This window comes from Ferruginibacter sp. SUN106 (assembly GCF_050611765.1).
Classification (GTDB): domain Bacteria; phylum Bacteroidota; class Bacteroidia; order Chitinophagales; family Chitinophagaceae; genus Ferruginibacter.
Genome location: NZ_JBODJC010000001.1, coordinates 342,041 through 360,162, shown reverse-complemented (window position 1 = coordinate 360,162; position 18,122 = coordinate 342,041). Strand labels below are relative to the sequence as shown.

Here is an 18,122-nt window from a genome sequence, read left to right as displayed (position 1 = left end):
AATTCGACAACCCGAACGAAGTTCCAACATTATTAATTAATCATTGTTACATTATTCATTACTTAAGCTCCCCACCCCTCTCTATCCAGGCTCCTGTATTGAATGGCTTCCGCCAAATGTTCCGGCTTTATATCGGCGCTGGCAGAAAGATCGGCAATGGTGCGGCTCACTTTTAATATCCTGTCGTAGGCACGGGCGGATAAATTTAATTTTTCCATCGCTACTTTAAGCAGGTTTTGCCCGGCGGTGCTGATGGTACAAATTTCTTTTAATTGTTTGCTGCTCATTTGTGCATTGGCATAAACCCCTTCACTGTCTTTATATCGCTCTGCCTGTATTTCTCTTGCTTTAATAACTCTTGCTCTTATATTTTCACTTTTTTCAAATTGTTGTGCAGAAGATAATTCACTAAAAGCAACTGGCGTTACTTCCACGTGCAGATCGATACGATCTAATAATGGTCCCGAAATTTTATTCAGGTATTTCTGTACGGCACCGGGCGGACAAGTACATTCTTTTTCGGGATGATTAAAAAAACCACAGGGACAGGGATTCATTGAAGCAATCAACATAAAACTGGCAGGAAAATCCAAAGCTACTTTCGCCCTGCTGATGGTAACTTTTCTTTCTTCCATTGGCTGGCGCATTACTTCCAAAACCGTTCTTTTAAATTCCGGCAATTCATCTAAAAATAAAACGCCGTTATGCGCTAGTGAAATTTCACCTGGTTGTGGATTACCGCCTCCGCCAACTAAAGCAACATCACTAATAGTATGATGCGGCGAACGATAAGGCCTCCTGGAAATTAATGTAGCATTCTCCGGTAACTTACCGGCAACACTATGAATTTTTGTTGTTTCTAATGCTTCCTGCAAACTTAATGGTGGCAATATTGTAGGCAGGCGTTTTGCCAGCATGGTTTTACCTGCACCCGGCGGACCAATTAAAATAGCGTTATGCCCTCCTGCCGCTGCAATTTCTAAAGCCCGCTTTATATTTTCCTGTCCTTTTACATCACAGAAATCAATCTCAAAATCGCTTTGTGCCTGTGCAAATTCTTCTCTTGTATTTACGATAGTTGGTTCAATGGAATTTTCGTCTTTAAAAAAATCAATCACTTCGTTGATGTGGCCAACACCATACACATTTAAGTTGTTTACCATTGCCGCCTCCCGTGCATTTTGTTTGGGAACGATCAAGCCTTTAAAACCTTCCTTACGTGCCTGTATGGCAATGGGCAATGCGCCTTTTATAGGACGGATCTCTCCATCAAGACTTAGTTCTCCCATTATCACATACGCACTTAATTTTTCAGGATTGGCTATTTGTTCAGTGGCACCCAATGTACCAATAGCGATGGGCAGATCAAATGCAGTGCCTGTTTTTCGTATATCCGCAGGGGCAAGATTAACTACCAGCTTGGTACGGGGCATATAATAGCGGTTACTTTTTATAGCACTCTCCACTCTTTGCAAACTTTCCTTAACCGCACTATCGGGCAGGCCTACTATAAAATAATCTTTGCCCTGGTTATTTACACTTACTTCTACGGTGATGGTTATAGCTTCTACACCGTATACGGCGCTGCCAAAAGTTTTAACTAACATGGGGTAATAAATTTTGGCTAATGTACGGAAGGTTTTATTATTTCTTTCAATATATCAACTACACCTTCCCGTTTTAATACTAAATATCCCACCCCACTATAGCTATTACTATATTTCAACTGGTTGTCAAAGTACAGATATACGTTAGTGACAGTACTTTTAAAATATTTATACCGATGATGTTTATTATTCGTGCATATCATACAGGAACCAGTCAATACACAAATCCTGTAGCAGAAAGATTTACATTCTTACTTTGAAGTTGCATTTTGTAACTCCAACTGCTATGCCTTGTTAATTACCCGCCTGGATATCTTTATTCAATTCTTTACAAACTGCCGCCTTATGCAATACCAGTTTTTCATTATCTGTACTAAAACTTATGTCTACCCATCCATTATAAATTCCTGCTGTTTTAACCAGTTGAAAAGGCACATACCTGTGGCTTACATTCTTCCAGTCTCCTTCCCAATACGGAGGAAGCGAAATACTGAGTATTTTTTGCACCAGCAAAATTGCTGAAGCATTATACCAGGTATAACCCGGCATATTCTTTACACTAATGGCATCATTTAACCGGAGTACCGGCATTGATTCATTGGCATCTACCGGGAAATTGGTATCAAAGGCACCGGTTACCAGCCACTGCATCTTATCTTGTTGCAAAACAGGATCGCCTACCAGCAACGTTGTAAAATAAATGTCCTTTGTTCCATCGTTATCAATATCCAGAATTATGGCACGGTTAAAACGAACTGCCGTATCCTTAAGGCTGATGTAGGTCATCTGTGGCGGCACTTGCGGAGGCACTTGTATCGGCAGTGGTTGCCGGTTCTTTTTGCAGGAATACAATATTATCAAACAGCACAAAACCGGTATTAGTTTTTTCATTTTTTTCTGTAAAAGTAAAAACGCATAAGAAGATTGGTGGCGTAAGTTGCAGCAACTGTAGTAAATGTGTGTTCAGTTGCAATTTAGCCCACATCAATTAGTGAAACATATTATTCCGGTAGATGAAACACAAACTTCAATTAATAATAATTTACAACTTCTCCAGCATTTCCACTACGCCTTCCCTCTTCAATATCAGGTACCCCAACCTGTCGTTACTGATACCTTCTTTTAACTGGTAACTAAAATAAAGCTGGCCGTTAGTAACGGCTGTTTCAAAATATTTAAACTGTATGTTGGGGAATTTTTTAAGGTCTTCGCCAATTTCGTATAAATGTGTAGAGAGAATGAATAAAGAATTTTTTATTTTCAATAAGCCTTCAATTACAGTGCTGCTGCACTTCATGGCATCCTGTACGTTGGTGCCTTTAAAGAGTTCATCAATCAGTATCAGCCACTTTTTGCCATCGCTTATTTTATCCACCGTTTTTCTTATGCGTTGTACTTCATTAAAGAAATAACTTTCGCCCTGCACCAGGTTGTCTACCACATTGATATTACTTAATAAGCCATCAAACAAACTTAGTTCCATTTGCTGCGCCGGCACACCCATCCCTGTATGTGCCAGGTACACTGCAACACCCACAGCTTTAATAAAAGTGCTTTTGCCACCCATATTAGCACCTGTTAAAAATAAAAAATTCTGTTGCTGATTCAGATCAACATCATACGCAACTGGTGTGGGTAATAAAGGATGAAATAATTGTTTTGCTTTTATTTCCGGCTTATCAGTATCTGTAAAAGATGGAAAGCTGAGCTGGTATTTATCGCAGGCACAGGCCATACTGTAATATGCATCCAGCTTGCTGTATATTTCTATAAGGTCCAGGGCTTCCTGCTTATACCTTCTTTTTAAAAAATGGCCCAGTTGCAATAATTGCTGTTTTGAAAAATCCTTGCCATCTTCTTTTTGCAGTACAGCCTGCAAGCCGGGCTTGTTTAACCGTAGTTTAATTTGCTCCAGCATGGTTTGCAATAATGTGGGATTATCATCAGCTTGTAAAAGCGTTGCTGCCTGTTGCATGCCGGTAAAAAAATCGGCAAAATGTTTTACAGAATAGCGGATAAAAGAAAAATCAGGTGCACTGAAAATACTGTAATAAAAACTACTGATAAAGCCCGGGTTATGCGGAATTTCTTCAATGCCGGTTTCATAAAACTTTTCAATCACCATAATAGTGCCATTGGAAACAAGCGTATTGCCCCACTGCTGCTGCACTGCAAGAAATTTTTGAATGGTATGCTGGGTTTCGGTTATGGCTTTTATGGTATCAAAGGGCTTGCTTAAAAAAAAACGCAACCATTCTTTGCCACCCACTGTACGGGTAAAATCTAAATAATTAAAAACAGCCTGCTCATCGGCAGTGTTAAAAATGGATAGATCGGTAAGCGTAGTTTTGTCTGCCTGCATTGATTTTGTTACGGGTTTATTTTGGTTAAGGGTTATGGGTTTATTTTGTTACGGGTTACGAGTTACGAGTTACGGGTTACGGGTTAATTGATTGTTTGCGAATTTTTATACGCATAATTTTTCGCTAACAATCAAAAACAACAATAACCCGTAACCCGTAACTCCTATCAACCTCTGTCAAATAGAAGCCGGCTCCCTCTCTCACTTTCATTCCACAATCCATTGTCATATACCATCCTGCCATTTATCATTGTTCTTTCTATAGATGCAGGAAAGGTAAAATTCTCTAAAGGGCTCCATCCGCATTTGTATAAAATATTTTCTTTCTGCACTGTAAAGGGCTTATTTAAATCCACCACCACTACATCAGCAAAATAACCTTCCCTAATATAGCCCCTGTTTTCAATCTGGAAACAATCTGCCACAGCGTGGCTCATCTTTTCAGCAATTTTTGTAAGGCTGATCCTTCCATCCTGGTAATGGTACAGCATCATCAATAAAGGATGTTGCACTAAAGGCAATCCTGCGTGCGCATGCTCGTAACTGCCCTGCTTTTCTTCCCAGGTGTGCGGCGCATGGTCGGTAGCAATAACATCCAGCCGGTCATCTAACAAAGCCTTCCATAAAGCCTCTTTGTTATGCGGTGCTTTTATGGCAGGATTACATTTTATTTTATACCCTAACCTTTCATAATCATCTGCTGTAAAATGTAAATGATGTACACAAACTTCGGTGGTAATGCGTTTATCTTTTAATGGCAGCATATTACCAAACAACTGCAGTTCTTTTTCGGTGGAGATATGCAGTATGTGCAAACGGCTATTGTATTTTTTTGCAAACTGGATAGCTGTTAAGGAACTTTCAAAACAAGCTTCTGCATCACGTATCAGCGGATGATCTGCAGCAGATAATTCTCCTTTTTCTTTTTTTAGCTTTTCGTAATTAGCTTTAATAATTCTTTCGTCTTCGCAATGTGTGGCAATCAGCATTTCGCTTTCGCTGAAAATTTTATCTAGGGCAGTATGGCTGTCTACCAGCATATTGCCGGTGCTGGCACCCATAAATATCTTTACACCACATACATCTCGTTTATGAGCGTTCATCTTCAATACTTCTTCTGCATTATTATTGCTGGTACCCATAAAGAAGGAATAGTTAGCCAGGGATGTAGCTGCGGCAATTTTATATTTATCTTCCAGCAGATCTGCCGTTAATGCATTAGGCACTGTATTAGGCATCTCCATAAAACTGGTTACGCCCCCTGCTACTGCTGCTTTGCTTTCGGTATAGATGGAGGCTTTATGAGTCAGGCCCGGTTCTCTGAAATGCACCTGGTCGTCAATTACCCCGGGAAAAAGATGTTTTCCTTCGCCGTTAATTTCAATAACATTTCCTTTTACCTCAATATTGCTATCGATCCTTTCAATGTATTGGCCATCTGTTAAAACATCGGTGGCTTTTATTTTTCCTTCATTTACAACCTGTATGTTCTTAAAAAGGTATTTTTGCATATCTTGAAATTAGTACCTGTTAAAATAAAATATTTAAATGCAAATTATTAAAAGCTTTTTCAAACTGCTATTTTTTATTTGTCCTGCTTTGGCAACAGCACAATCCACTTATTTAAACCAGGGCTCCAAAGACATTCATTTTGTGGAAAGACTGGAAATTAAGCAGCAAACCAATACCGACCTTAACTTTTCTACCTTAAGGCCGTTTAACCGTAAAGCAATAGTAAGACAGGCAGAGTTTTTAGATAGTGCCCGGATGGGTTATCCAGATTCTACCGGAAGAGATAAATACCCGGAATGGACCGACCTTGACCTTGGCCCGGTTGATGAATACAACCTGCACAGTTTTTTAATGAATAATACCGAATGGGTATCGGCACCACGACAGGATTTTATGAGCAAGAAACCGCTTTTTAATACTTTTTATAAAACCAAGACCAATTTTTTAGAAGTAAAACATAACGATTTCTTCCTGGCCGTAAACCCGGTATTGCAATTTTCTGAAGGTTTTGAACAAGGTGCCGGCAAACCAACATTCTTAAACAGCCGGGGTGTGATAGCCCGGGGCTTGATTGGAAAAAAGCTGGGCTTTGCTACCATGATAACTGATAACCAGGAACGTGGGCCGCAATTTTTTCAAAAGCAGGTTAATAAATTTAAAGCTGTGCCGGGTGTAGGTTTTTACAAACCCTTTAAAACAAATGGCTACGATTATTTTGATGCCAGGGGGTATATTACTTTTGCCGCTGTAAAAAATTATATAGATGTACAGTTTGGCTACGATAAAAATTTTATTGGCAATGGTTACCGCAGTTTATTTTTGAGCGACTGGGGCAACAGCAATTTATTTTTAAAACTCAACACCAAGATCTGGAAATTTAATTACCAGAATTTATTTATGGAGTTGATGCCGCAGTTTAAAAAAGGTGGCGATACTTTATTAGACAGGAAATACGCCGCCATGCACCACCTGAGCATGAACGTTACCAAATGGCTTAATGTCGGTCTATTCGAAGGCGTTATATTCGGCAGAAAAAATCATTTCGATTTTCAATACCTTAACCCGATCATTTTTTACCGTCATATTGAAGGCACGGTGGGCAGCCCCGACAATGCTGTTGCTGGTTTAGATTTTAAAGCTAACGTGGCGCACAGGATGCAATTTTACGGTCAGTTTTTATTAGATGAATTTATTTTGTCTAATGTAAAAAATGACCCCACCAACTGGACAAATAAATTTGGGATCCAGGCTGGCTTAAAATATATAGATGCTTTTGGCATACGCAATCTTGATATACAGGTAGAAGCCAACCGTGTACGTCCTTTTACTTATTCGCATAACGATACTATTGCTAATTACACCCATTACAATCAACCGCTGGCACATCCACTGGGTGCCAACTTCCAGGAAGTATTGGCCATTATAAATTTTCAACCTGCACCTAAATGGTATATTACTGCAAAAGCCATTTATTATTACCAGGGGTTAGATAGTGCAGGAAAAAACTTTGGCAGTAACCCATTAATAAATTATACCACCAGGCCACGGGAAAGCGGTTTTAAAATTGGCAGCGGTGATAAAGCCACTTGCTTTAATGGAATTTTTCAGGCATCGTATGAGTTTAAGGAAAATTTATACTTCGACTTATCATTTCAATACAGAACCTATAAAATTGCAAGCATAGCCGGGCAAACTAACACAACACTATTTTCAGCTGGTGTACGCTTAAACATGTTTAAAAGAGATTACGATTTTTAAATTAAATATTTGCCTTATTTTTGAACTGTCTTAGACCTGCCACTTCATAAACCTTATCTTGATAAATCATTGTTGTAAAGCAGTGAGAATTATTTATTTGCCACCTTAATCATTAGTTTATGATGAGCCGGAAACTTGTTGGTACATTGGTATGCCTATTTTTTGTAATTGGATCGCAAGCTCAGAAAAAAGAAAAACTGAATTTATCCCTGGATGGAATCTGGAGTGGTTTTTTTGATGAGAAGAAAAAACAAACTCACATGATGCACACTGTTAACCGGTTTGCATTTATAGAAGCACGCCCCGAAAAAAATCTGGAGATGATCTTTTCTTTGGATTTTGAAACCGGCAGATTGATTGATACCGTATTTACCAACCAGGTACAACAACCCAATGATACCACACCATTAACCTTTGCTTTTTTTGAAGATTATGAATTCTCTCCTGATGATTCCAAAATTCTTATCAAAACGCAAATCGAGCCGCTCTTTAATACTTCCACAAAAGAATTTAATTTCGTTTGGGATATTCCTAAAAAAATATTGAAGCCTGTTACTGCCGAAGGAAAGCAATGGTACAGCAGTTTTTCGCCTGACAGCAGGAAACTGGCTTATGTGAGAGAAGGTAATTTGTATATTAAAGACCTGCAGACAGACCTTGTGCAGCCAGTAACCTATGATGGTGCTATGGGCAATAACCTATATGGCATGGCCGACGCTTTATACGAAAATAGTTTTGGCATGATGCAGGCTTATCAATGGAGCCCCGATGGACAGTATCTTGCGTTTTTACGTTTTAATGAAAGTGCCGTAAAATCTTTTCCTATATCTTATTACGATCGTGTGTATCCTGAAACCAATAAACAGCGCTATCCCAAAGCCGGCGAGATGGTGCCTGATGTGAGCGTTTTTATTTACAATGTTAAAAATAAGATCATGTCGAAGGTTGACCTTGGGCTCAATACCGATCAATATGTAACGGGTATTAAATGGCAACCCGATAGTAAAGCTTTATTTGTGCAGCGTTTAAACAGGCCACAAACAAAACTGGATGTATTTACTGCTGATATTAAAACAGGCCGCACTTCAATTGTGTTTAGTGAAACAAAACCTGATTATGTAAAAGTTGATCCCGGTAATATTTACTTTATTCCCACCCGCAATAGTTTTTTATGGCTGAGTGAAGACAGTGGTTATAACCAGATCTACGAAGTAAATCTTGCCTCTTTACAAAAAAGAAAAGTAACCAAAGGTGAGTGGGATGTATTTGAAATTAAATCAGTAAATGAAGGTACCGGCGATATTTATTATACCGGCAACGAATCCGGTGTAAGGGAAAAACACTTGTACAAAATAAATATTGATGGCACTAAAAGAAAAAAAGTAACTGACGGCGATGGTTACCATAACGTACAATTAACCGCTAACAACCGTTACTTTATTGATGAGTACAGTTCTTTAAATACACCTTCTTCCCTGCAGATGTATAACACAGGCGGTAATACTATCAATGGTAAATTATTAGAGAATAAAGAATTGAAATTAAAGATGAATGACTACAAAATTCCCAAAGCAGAATTTGTATCATTTACCAACAGCACTAAAGACGATTTAAAAGGATGGGTAATAAAACCCTATGATGCACCATCCAAAAAAATGCCTGTTATTATTTACGTGTATGGCGGACAAAGCAAACAGGAAGTAACCGACAAATGGGATGATAAAACCACTTTAACCATGCGCTACCTGGCCAACCAGGGTTATGTTGTGGCATGTATAGATCCCCGTGGCACACCCGGCCGTGGCGAAGCTTTTAGAAAAGCTAATTATAAAAAACCCGGCGATGTGGAAATGGAAGATATCATTGCTTTTAAAAATTATTTAAAGAACAATTACCGTATCGATACTTCAAATGTTGCCATCATGGGATGGAGTTACGGCGGCTACTTGTCATCGTTAGCGGCTACCAAATATGCAGGGCAATTTAAAGCGGCCGTTGCCATTGCACCGGTTACCAACTGGCGCCTGTATGAAAATATTTATACCGAACGGATGCTGCAATCGCCGGGAGAAAATGCCGAAGGCTACAACAATGCTTCGCCGGTAAATTTTGCGGCCAATTACCAGGGCGGTTTATTGCTGATGCATGGTACGGCTGATGATAATGTGCATTACCAAAACAGCATGGAGTTGAGCAAAGTATTAATTGAGAACCGCAAACAGTTTGACCAGCAATTTTATCCTGATTATTTGCATAATATCAGCGATGGTAGTCCTAACTCTGTAAGAATACACTTATTTACAAAGATTACAGAATTTCTAAAAACGCAATTCAGTATTCCAACAATCAATACAGAAGGACCGGTAAAAAAATAGTTATTCCACCGTTAAAGAAAAAGTAATGGTACGGGAGTTGATCTTATCAATTACATTAGAAAATTTAAGGTCTTTATCACGGGCGTGCAAATTACCCAGGCCCCAGCCTATTTTCACTTCTGGCGTTAATACAAAATAAGGGTAGTAAAAATGAAAGCCCAGTCCGGCTTCTATACCATAATCAAGGCGGTTAAGTTTAATCAGGTTCTCTGCCTTTTTTGCTCCGGCATTGGCGGCCATATCAAACTCTACTTTACCCCCGCCCATCATATACACTTTAAAATTACCAATCCTGTCGCTGCTGAATTTTAATTGCAAGGGAAAGGTTAAAGAGATGGATTGTACTTTCTTAATAGTGATGGAATCTTCTCCTCCCGGCCTGTCAGGGTATTTCAAATTGTACTCAAATGCTTTTTCAGTAAAAGTTAAATCCAGCGGAAAAGTGCGCAGGTTAAAATGTTCGCTTAACCTTTTATCTACCAGCCATGCTAAATTTAAACCAGTGCTATTGATACTCTCTACTACCATTACACTATCCCGCTGCATAAAAATCGGGTGATGTGTAAAGCTGAAATGAGAACGGTTTAAACCAAGGTTGATACCAAAGTGAAATTCCTTTTCGTCATGATCGGGCAGATTAATGCCGTCCCTTAACTGAGATATACCCAATAAAGGACAACACAGAAAAGCCGATAGGACAAAAGCTATTTTGTACCGCAATAAATGCTGCATATACCTAAACTGAGTGGTTTGCAATAAGTGTTTAAATATCCCAGGTTATCCAGGATTTGAGTAAAATTTTTGCCTTCAGGAAATTTTTGAATTGATTCGTCGAGATATTTATAGGCGTTGCGGTTTTTTGAGAATAATTTACCCACATTAGGGGTTATTACTTTCATGTAAAGATCGTAAAAACTTTTTACTCCCGGCGTTTTGGGCTTACTAAATTCCAGCACCACTAATTTTCCTCCTGGTTTCAGCACCCTCAGTATCTCACTCAACCCTTTTTCTAAATGCTGAAAATTACGCACTCCAAAAGCTACGGTTACCGCATCAAACGAATTGTCTTTAAAATTTATTGTTTCGCTATCGCCATTTAACAACTCTATAATTCCTTTTAAACCAGCCTTTTCTACTTTTTGTCTGCCTATTTCCAACATACCATCGCTGATATCAATTCCGGTTATTTTATCAGGCTTTAATATACCAGACGCCATAATGGCCACATCCGCTGTACCGGTAGCCACATCCAGGATATTTTTTGGGTGCAGCCCGGCAATTTGCTGAATAGCTTTTTTCCTCCACCTCATATCAATACCTGCACTTAAAAAACGATTTAAAAAATCGTATTTAAATGCAATATCATTAAACATGGCGGCCACCTGCTGCTTTTTACTGCCCTCTCCATCTTTATAGGGCACCACGGTATCATGAGCAAATTCTGTCATACTGCAAAGATAACAGGTTTTAGGCTTTAAGGTTTAGGGATTAGTAGTTTAGAGGGTCAGGGTTTAGTAGTTTAGGATTGCTATAACAGCAATCTTCACGACATATGGGCAGTTGAAAACAACGAACTAACTATATCTTTGCAAAATGATCATTAAATACGCCAAGTATCTTATCAGTAGCCCCGATTACACTAAATGCCCGGTACCCGACAAACCGGAATATGCGTTTATCGGCAGAAGTAATGTGGGCAAATCTTCTCTTATTAACATGCTGTGCAATTATGATAAGCTGGCCAAAACCTCATCTGCTCCCGGCAAGACCCAAATGATCAATCATTTCGAAATATTTTCATCGTTGCCTGCAAAAGATGAGCATGCGCCTGCTGCAAAAGTTACTGCAAAGAGCACCGCTTATAAACCGCCAGTAGCTGGTGATGCCGGCAGCAGCCAGTGGTATATTGTGGATCTGCCTGGTTATGGTTTTGCCAAAGTAAGCCAGAGCAGCCGCCGGCGCTGGGAACAAATGATAGAAAATTATTTGCGTAAAAGGGAGAACCTTACGATGGTTTTTGTATTGATCGACAGCCGCCATTCGCCGCAAAAAAATGACCTTGATTTTTTAGACCAGTTAAGAAAATGGGATGTGCCATTCAGCCTCATTTTTACTAAAACAGATAAAGAAAGCCAGAGCATAGTAAGCAAAAACATCAAGGATTTTTTTAGCGCTATGAAAAAGACCTGGCAGTTTTTACCACAGTATTTTATTACGAGTGCTACAAAAAAGTTAGGCAGGGATAAAATTTTAAATTTTATTGAAGAGACGAATAGTAAGGTGGCAGAGGAAAAATAAAAGAGAGACAGGTTTACTGTCCGTAATTTTTAACTACAGACTGCACTTAAAAACAAGTGCTTCCTTAATTCACTACCTTATTAGCACAGCTGCTGCTGGCAAAGGCTTCAGGCTTGGCTTTAAAAGCAAAACCCATTCCCAGGATATAGCCCATGGCTTCACGTAAAGCTTCATTGCTTTTAAACTGCGGATTGGTGTTAATGTCGGCATGCACTTCCATGTCTACATTGTACTCTGTAAAAAGGTCGCACAGTTCATAAGCAATTTCAATACTCTTGGCCACTTCCACCAACATTCTTTCTTTAATGCTGTACTGGTGCAATGTTTTTTCGTTGTGAATAAACATAAAACCTCCATGGCCTTCACGCAAAAAAACAATAACTGTTGCAAACTCAGTTTCTTTGCCTTTTACCTGGCTGTCGGTACCAATACAAACTTTTAAATGAAAGCCATTTGCTGTTTCTCTTTTGATAGCTTGTTCTACAGCATTTTTGATGGGAAGTTGAATAGGATCACCATTAAATTTTCTCCATAACATAAAAATGGGTTTTTTAAAGTTACTGAAAAAAATCATATAAAAGCCTCGCCTCGTTCTTAAATCCCCTGAAAGCTACTTTGATACAGTGCCATGGCTTTAAATTGGGCAGGAATTAACCATTTAATAATTGTAAAGATTTTTAAGCCATATCTTTTTATGTCCGCCTTGGGAGTTTAGGGCAAGAGTTAAAAAAGTGTTCAATATTCAATGCTCAACATACAATTTTCAACAGAAAGGCATGTATATTTTTATTGAAAATTGAACATTGGAAATTGAGCGTTGAAAATTTCTCTTCTTTATGCAACAAAAAAGGGCCAGCCCCTAACGCTGACCCTTAACTTACACATGAATCTACCTTACTGTTTTATAATTCGTTCTGATTGTACTTGATTATTGCTGAATAACTGTATGATATACATCCCCCGGGGCTGGTTGCTGATGTTGAGGCTATTGAAGCCTTTTACGCCAATTCCTTTGCAGATTACTCTACCGTTGATATCGCTCAACTGGTATTGGTAGGGCACGGATGCATGTACGGTTATTTCGTTCTCTATTAACGTTGATACTTTAAAATTATTATCTGTTTTACCAATAATTCCCTTCAAAAAAAGTGCATTGGAATAAGCTTCCTGCCCAACTACAGAGGTTACTTTTATGCGGTAATATTCAGGTGCATTTTCAAAAGGCGCATAAGAGAATTGTTTGGTGCCTGCTGCTACTGTTGTAAGGCTTTTATAATTCAGGCCATCAGCTGATACCTGCACTTCAATTATTTTATCAGGTTCATCTGCAATAATATTCCAGGCCAGGTTATGCTTATTGTTATCTGTATTGCCGGTTAAAGCAATATCTTTTATAGGTAACACAATACTTCCCCCTGTTAATGTATACGCACCAAGACTGCCATATTCCCCAATATTAACATTGCCGCTGCCATCAATTTTTATATAGTAGTTACCGGTGTTCAATACAGTATCAACCGTAACACTCATTGATCCGGCAGGATCGTAGGTATTAATTAATGTTCCTGCATTATTATACAGTTCCAGTTTAATATCCAGGTTGGCCCCGGTGTTGTTTGCAGCTACGCTAAATGGCACTGCTGTCAAATGAAAATTAGCATTTTGTGTCATCGAAAATTTAAAAGCATCTTTATCGGTATTGGTAGTAATAATACCATTCTTTACAAAGCTTCCGGCAGATAACACGGTAGTTGTACCATTCATTACTTCTGTATAATCATCGGGCCTGTAGCCAAAACCGTTTTGAGTAGTGATGATGGACAGGTTATCCTGGATATTGGTGCAACCGTAAGGTGTGGGGCCATTATTCCAGTTGCTCATGTTCCTGTAATAGCTATTACCCATAATAGGAGCCCAGCTGGCTTCGCCAACACCGTAACCAATATTATAGGTTTCAATGGGGCTTACACAATCACTTCCGTATTTGGACTGATGAGATAACCCTACCGTGTGCCCGCTTTCGTGTGAGCAACATTCGCCTACCATTTTAGGGCTGTTTGGCCCCAGGCGGTCGCAGAAAACAAAGCCAGGGGTGTCATCGCCCCAGGTGAAAGAACCGATATAAGACACACCTCCCACGCCGCCAAACCAGCCACTGGTAGGCGTAATAATTATGCGGATACGTTTATTGAGAGGTGCTGCTAAAAAAACCGTTGAGTCTGTAGTGATATTGATATCAAATGGACGATAGTCTTCTGCAGTCCGGTTAAAAGCTTCTGTAATTTCCAGGTCCGACATTGTTGATGGTGCACAGTTAATGGGTGCCCCGCCATTCCACACTGTACTTTGTACATAATGGCCATCAAAATCAAGGAATATTACGGCAGTTGCCGAAGGATAGCTACTGAGTTTTGGAACGGCTGATGATAGTAAGGTGAGTAATGCTAAAACGGTAAGTAGAGATAGCTTTTTCATAGTAGGTGGATTTAGGGTTCAGGTTCATTCAGGGATTTTTATACAGGCTGCTAATTCTGGCTGCAAACCTGTATCACTTGATCAGTTTCTATTTTTATAAGTTGATAATTATCAGCAGCGTCTTTTTTTAATTCGTATCCATCAAAATATTTTGTGTTGATGATACGCCCGATATAACTGGTACTCTTATCGGCATTGGTAATTTTAGATATGGCAAAAACAGCATCCGCAAAAAAAGGTGATTTAATAGTCGCCGTTTGCAGGTTGGCATACTTAACCACATTACTGGTTACTGTACCACTGAATAAGAAATTATCAGAAAAATTAAGGTCGATAGTATGATTTACTCCGGCAGCAAACACTTTGCTTAATTCCTGCTCAGAGCAGATAATTTTGCCGGGATAATTACTGAAGAGTTTAGGTTTTGCGCCGGTAGTACCTTGCGAATAAGTAGTGGTTGCAATACCAATGCATAACATTAGCATTACGCCTGAGATTAGGGTTTTCATGATTTGGATCTGTTTAAAGAAGTTAAATGAATAACTTGTTTACAAATCCAGAACGGGGTGTAATTTCTTTTATTTTATTTATGCATCAAACGGGTCTTTTTTAGAAAAATAACTACACCGTTTGTAGGGTTATTCAGTACTGTCCTGTACTGAGTAAAACGAGTGTACAGGCTTCCTGGGCAACAATACCTTTTTCAGTTGCAAGATCTGCCAGTTCATCGTTTTCAGCACCGGGATTAAAAATGATACGCCTTGGGTGCAGGGAAAAAATATAATCGTAATATTCCTTTTGATGCAACGGGTTTACATACAAGGTAACCGTGTCAATATCTTCAAAAGGTTTTTTTTCGGTTTCAATAATAGTATTATCAATAGCACCCCTTTTTTTACCTAATGCAATTACCGGATGCTGGTGTGCCGTAAGTTTTTTTACTGCAAGGTTACTGTAACGGGCCGGATTTTCGGAAGCGCCTATCACCAATGTTTTTTTTGTTGTCATGTTAATTTAAAAATCTGGCTCTTACATCTGGTGAGGGTATCATACACTGGTCTTTTACACCAAACCATTTGTAGCGGTTTTTTGCAATCCAGTTATAAACACCATCACGGATAAATTTTGGAACGATGATAAAACCATACAACAACGGCCACAAACCTTTTAAGTACCTGCTTACCCTGAGTGCAGCTGTTGATTGTGTATACACTTTACCATCTTCAATAAACACAAAAGAGTTCAGATTGTTTTCGGGGTAATTATATTGCCTTAAAAACAGTCGTCCTTTTTCTGATTGCAGCGGTGCAAATTGTATCTCCGCTTTCTTATCTTTTTTAATGACAAAGTTTACGGAGCTGTTACAAAAATTACAAACGCCATCAAATAATATTAAAGGTTGTTGTTTCATAGCTATTGCAAAGTTACGTCTCATTTTTGATTCCTCTTCTTTTGACTTATTCACCTGTGAGGATATCCTTAAGTGCTTCATCCAATACAGGATAGGTAAAAACAAAACCTGATTGTAGTAACCGCTCAGGAATTACCCAACGGCTTTTTAAAACCAGTTCTGTTTCTGTTTTAATGATCATTGCGCCAAATTTTAAAAGCCATTCTGGTGTGGGTAAACCTATTCTTATTTTCATATTTTTTCTGAATAACTGCATCAGGGTTTTATTATTAACCGGATTGGGTGCTGCTGTATTAAAAATACCATTTAACTCCGGCTGTTGCTGCAAAAAAACAATAGCATTGTACAGGTCTTCAATATGTATCCAGCTGAACATTTGTTTACCGCTACCCTGCCTGCCACCTAAACCAAAGCGCACTAAATTTTTTATTGGTGTAACTACGCCCCCGTTTTTGCCTAATACAATTGCCATCCGCAATGCTACCTGCCTGGTTGCAGGAAAATGAAAACTGAAGAACGTTTTTTCCCAGTTGGTAGCAACATTTACCGAAAAGCCGGAACCAATTTCTCCGGTGCTTTCCGTCATAGGCCTGTCCTCTGCATGACGGTAAATAGTAGCCGTACTGGAATTGATCCAAAGCGCCGGAGGGTTTTTACATTGTACTATTGCTTCTCCCAATGCTTTCGTGGTGTTTACTCGTGAATCAAAAATTTCTTTTTTATTCTTTTCGTTATACCTGCAATCAACAGATTTGCCGGCCAGGTTAATGAGCATCACAGCATTTTCCAGTGCGTTGATAATTGAAGTAGTATCACCCCAATGCACATGATCTTGTTGTCGGGAAATAATGATCACTTCATATCCTGTAGTGGTGAATTTTTCAGTAAGATATTGTCCAACAAATCCTGTTCCTCCTGCAATGACAATTTTCTGTTTCATAGTTTACAATATAAAAATTAAAATGATAAAGCGATATAAAAGCCAGGTGTACGAAATAAAAACGGGCAATGAAAGTTTGGCTACTATTCTTTTATGTTCACCAAACATAACCCAGACAACAGCAAAAAAATAAATGATATTAACCAGGTCAACGCAGTATTCAAAATGATTAACTATAAGTAAAGGCCAGAGTAATACAGCTCCCATTAAAGAAACAAGCAGCATATTAAAGTAATACTCCAGTTTCAACTGCCAGGTATTTCTATAAATGAACGGGTATTGAAAAAACAACATACCTAAAACCATCAATAATTCAAATTGCCAGTTGTATTGTACTTTTAAAAAATGCTGTATCAATAAAGCATAGCGGCTAAGTGTAAAAGCTGTAACAGCAATACAAACCAACATTACCCCGGTTTTAAAATATGTTGTTTTTACAATTTTCATTTTTCTGCTTCAATAACGAACCTGTTAACTGATAACATTTGTTTTAAATCTTTTTTCCATAGTAGCTTTCTTTCTTAATGTAAAAAAGATGTAGAGGTTAAAAAAGTGCATGGCACCCAATATTAAAATGATAAAGCCCACTTTCACACTTAGTTTTTCTATTACTTCCTGAAAGTTAGTGATGCTGCTGGTAACCTGTAAGGTATACACGGCATAACCAATATTCACTAAATAAAAGCCCACTAAAAGTAAATTGTTCACACTGTCGGCTAATTCTTTGTTACCATGAAAAATATCTACTAAAAATACTTTGCCGTTTTTAAATAATGTTCTGGCTACCCAAATGGTTAAAGCAATAGTGATAGTAAGATAAAGGCAGTAGGTGATGATAATGTAATTCATAAAAATCGTTTTAATGTTTGTGATAAAATATTATTTAAGTATTGATAAAGGACGTTTCATTTTTACATAAGTTTCTTGATAACATAAGTAAGTATAATAAACTGCCATAAACGGTGCGGCATACAGCAATACCCAAAATGAGCCCGGCATAGTGACTATAGCGATAAAAGTTATCCAGTGGTAAATATATCTTGCCGTCCACCTGGCAGTAAAGCAGCGATTAAACACATGTACCAACATACTGATCACCTGCCATCCTCCAACTATAAAATAACCGGCAAAAAAATAATTATGCAGAAAATCCTCCTTTCTTTCGAGAATACTTATGATGACAGAAGAAATGATCAGCCCGGTGTTGACCCAAAAATCTATTATTTTAAACTGTTTCATAATTGTATATTTTATAATTTCAGAAAATATTGAAACTACATAGTTAAATAAAAGCTGCAAAAGCAGCTTGAGTTTTTACACCAGGTCTTACGCCCACGTCTGACCTGGTGTTCATGATCAGACGAGGACGTCAGATCATGTAAAA

At 38.5% G+C, this 18,122-nt stretch carries 18 protein-coding genes; 3 read left to right on the top strand and 15 right to left on the bottom strand.

Going from position 1 to position 18,122, the window contains the following annotated elements; all coding sequences use genetic code 11:
- Positions 1-62: 62 nt before the first annotated feature.
- The 4 genes from ACQ334_RS01405 to ACQ334_RS01390 all read right to left on the bottom strand — a co-directional run bounded on the left by ACQ334_RS01405 (position 63) and on the right by ACQ334_RS01390 (position 5,480).
- The gene (locus ACQ334_RS01405; RefSeq protein ID WP_430986367.1) at positions 63-1,607 is read right to left on the bottom strand and encodes a YifB family Mg chelatase-like AAA ATPase; all 1,545 of its coding nucleotides are present in this window, start codon (positions 1,605-1,607) and stop codon (positions 63-65) included.
- A gap of 294 nt (positions 1,608-1,901) precedes the next feature.
- Complete coding sequence (locus ACQ334_RS01400) at positions 1,902-2,498, bottom strand: hypothetical protein (protein WP_430986366.1); 597 nt, start codon at positions 2,496-2,498, stop codon at positions 1,902-1,904.
- A gap of 151 nt (positions 2,499-2,649) precedes the next feature.
- Entirely contained in the window at positions 2,650-3,969 is a 1,320-nt protein-coding gene (locus ACQ334_RS01395; RefSeq protein ID WP_430986365.1) for a MutS-related protein, read from the bottom strand.
- A gap of 167 nt (positions 3,970-4,136) precedes the next feature.
- Positions 4,137-5,480 carry a dihydroorotase gene (locus tag ACQ334_RS01390; protein ID WP_430986364.1) on the bottom strand — a complete coding sequence of 448 codons (1,344 nt, stop codon included), beginning with the start codon at positions 5,478-5,480 and terminating at the stop codon, positions 4,137-4,139.
- Positions 5,481-5,517: 37 nt separating this feature from the next.
- On the opposite strand from ACQ334_RS01390, the gene ACQ334_RS01385 reads away from it, so the two are divergent.
- Complete coding sequence (locus tag ACQ334_RS01385; protein WP_430986363.1) at positions 5,518-7,239, top strand: capsule assembly Wzi family protein; 1,722 nt, start codon at positions 5,518-5,520, stop codon at positions 7,237-7,239.
- A gap of 119 nt (positions 7,240-7,358) precedes the next feature.
- Positions 7,359-9,614: a S9 family peptidase gene (locus ACQ334_RS01380; RefSeq protein ID WP_430986362.1), complete on the top strand. Its 2,256-nt coding sequence runs from the start codon at positions 7,359-7,361 to the stop codon at positions 9,612-9,614.
- On the opposite strand, the gene ACQ334_RS01375 is transcribed toward ACQ334_RS01380, so the two are convergent.
- Both ACQ334_RS01375 and ubiE read right to left on the bottom strand, forming a co-directional pair.
- Positions 9,615-10,346, bottom strand: coding sequence for an outer membrane beta-barrel protein (locus tag ACQ334_RS01375; protein ID WP_430986361.1), 732 nt, complete (start codon positions 10,344-10,346; stop codon positions 9,615-9,617).
- On the bottom strand, positions 10,319-11,062 hold the full coding sequence (gene ubiE, locus ACQ334_RS01370; RefSeq protein ID WP_430986360.1) for a bifunctional demethylmenaquinone methyltransferase/2-methoxy-6-polyprenyl-1,4-benzoquinol methylase UbiE: 744 nt from the start codon (positions 11,060-11,062) through the stop codon (positions 10,319-10,321). Before ubiE ends, ACQ334_RS01375 begins: the two co-directional genes overlap by 28 nt.
- Positions 11,063-11,207: 145 nt before the next feature.
- On the opposite strand from ubiE, the gene ACQ334_RS01365 reads away from it, so the two are divergent.
- Positions 11,208-11,912, top strand: a complete 705-nt coding sequence (locus ACQ334_RS01365) for a GTP-binding protein (RefSeq protein WP_430986359.1) — start codon at positions 11,208-11,210, stop codon at positions 11,910-11,912.
- A 64-nt stretch (positions 11,913-11,976) separates the two neighbouring features.
- Here the strand turns inward: ACQ334_RS01365 and ACQ334_RS01360 are convergent, their stop codons facing one another.
- From ACQ334_RS01360 to ACQ334_RS01320, 9 genes are all read right to left on the bottom strand, one after another.
- On the bottom strand, positions 11,977-12,450 hold the full coding sequence (locus ACQ334_RS01360; RefSeq protein ID WP_430986358.1) for a ribonuclease H-like YkuK family protein: 474 nt from the start codon (positions 12,448-12,450) through the stop codon (positions 11,977-11,979).
- A gap of 356 nt (positions 12,451-12,806) precedes the next feature.
- Positions 12,807-14,387 carry a T9SS type A sorting domain-containing protein gene (locus ACQ334_RS01355; protein WP_430986357.1) on the bottom strand — a complete coding sequence of 527 codons (1,581 nt, stop codon included), beginning with the start codon at positions 14,385-14,387 and terminating at the stop codon, positions 12,807-12,809.
- A 50-nt stretch (positions 14,388-14,437) separates the two neighbouring features.
- Complete coding sequence (locus ACQ334_RS01350; protein WP_430986356.1) at positions 14,438-14,896, bottom strand: hypothetical protein; 459 nt, start codon at positions 14,894-14,896, stop codon at positions 14,438-14,440.
- Between the two features lie 133 nt (positions 14,897-15,029).
- Positions 15,030-15,395 carry a CoA-binding protein gene (locus ACQ334_RS01345; protein ID WP_430986355.1) on the bottom strand — a complete coding sequence of 122 codons (366 nt, stop codon included), beginning with the start codon at positions 15,393-15,395 and terminating at the stop codon, positions 15,030-15,032.
- Position 15,396: 1 nt separating this feature from the next.
- Positions 15,397-15,822 carry a thiol-disulfide oxidoreductase DCC family protein gene (locus ACQ334_RS01340; RefSeq protein ID WP_430986354.1) on the bottom strand — a complete coding sequence of 142 codons (426 nt, stop codon included), beginning with the start codon at positions 15,820-15,822 and terminating at the stop codon, positions 15,397-15,399.
- Positions 15,823-15,844: 22 nt separating this feature from the next.
- Positions 15,845-16,738, bottom strand: coding sequence for a TIGR01777 family oxidoreductase (locus tag ACQ334_RS01335; protein WP_430986353.1), 894 nt, complete (start codon positions 16,736-16,738; stop codon positions 15,845-15,847).
- A 3-nt stretch (positions 16,739-16,741) separates the two neighbouring features.
- The gene (locus ACQ334_RS01330) at positions 16,742-17,185 is read right to left on the bottom strand and encodes a hypothetical protein (protein WP_430986352.1); all 444 of its coding nucleotides are present in this window, start codon (positions 17,183-17,185) and stop codon (positions 16,742-16,744) included.
- A gap of 24 nt (positions 17,186-17,209) precedes the next feature.
- Complete coding sequence (locus ACQ334_RS01325) at positions 17,210-17,587, bottom strand: hypothetical protein (RefSeq protein ID WP_430986351.1); 378 nt, start codon at positions 17,585-17,587, stop codon at positions 17,210-17,212.
- 30 nt (positions 17,588-17,617) lie between these two features.
- Complete coding sequence (locus tag ACQ334_RS01320; protein ID WP_430986350.1) at positions 17,618-17,977, bottom strand: hypothetical protein; 360 nt, start codon at positions 17,975-17,977, stop codon at positions 17,618-17,620.
- Between the last annotated feature and the right edge of the window lie 145 nt (positions 17,978-18,122).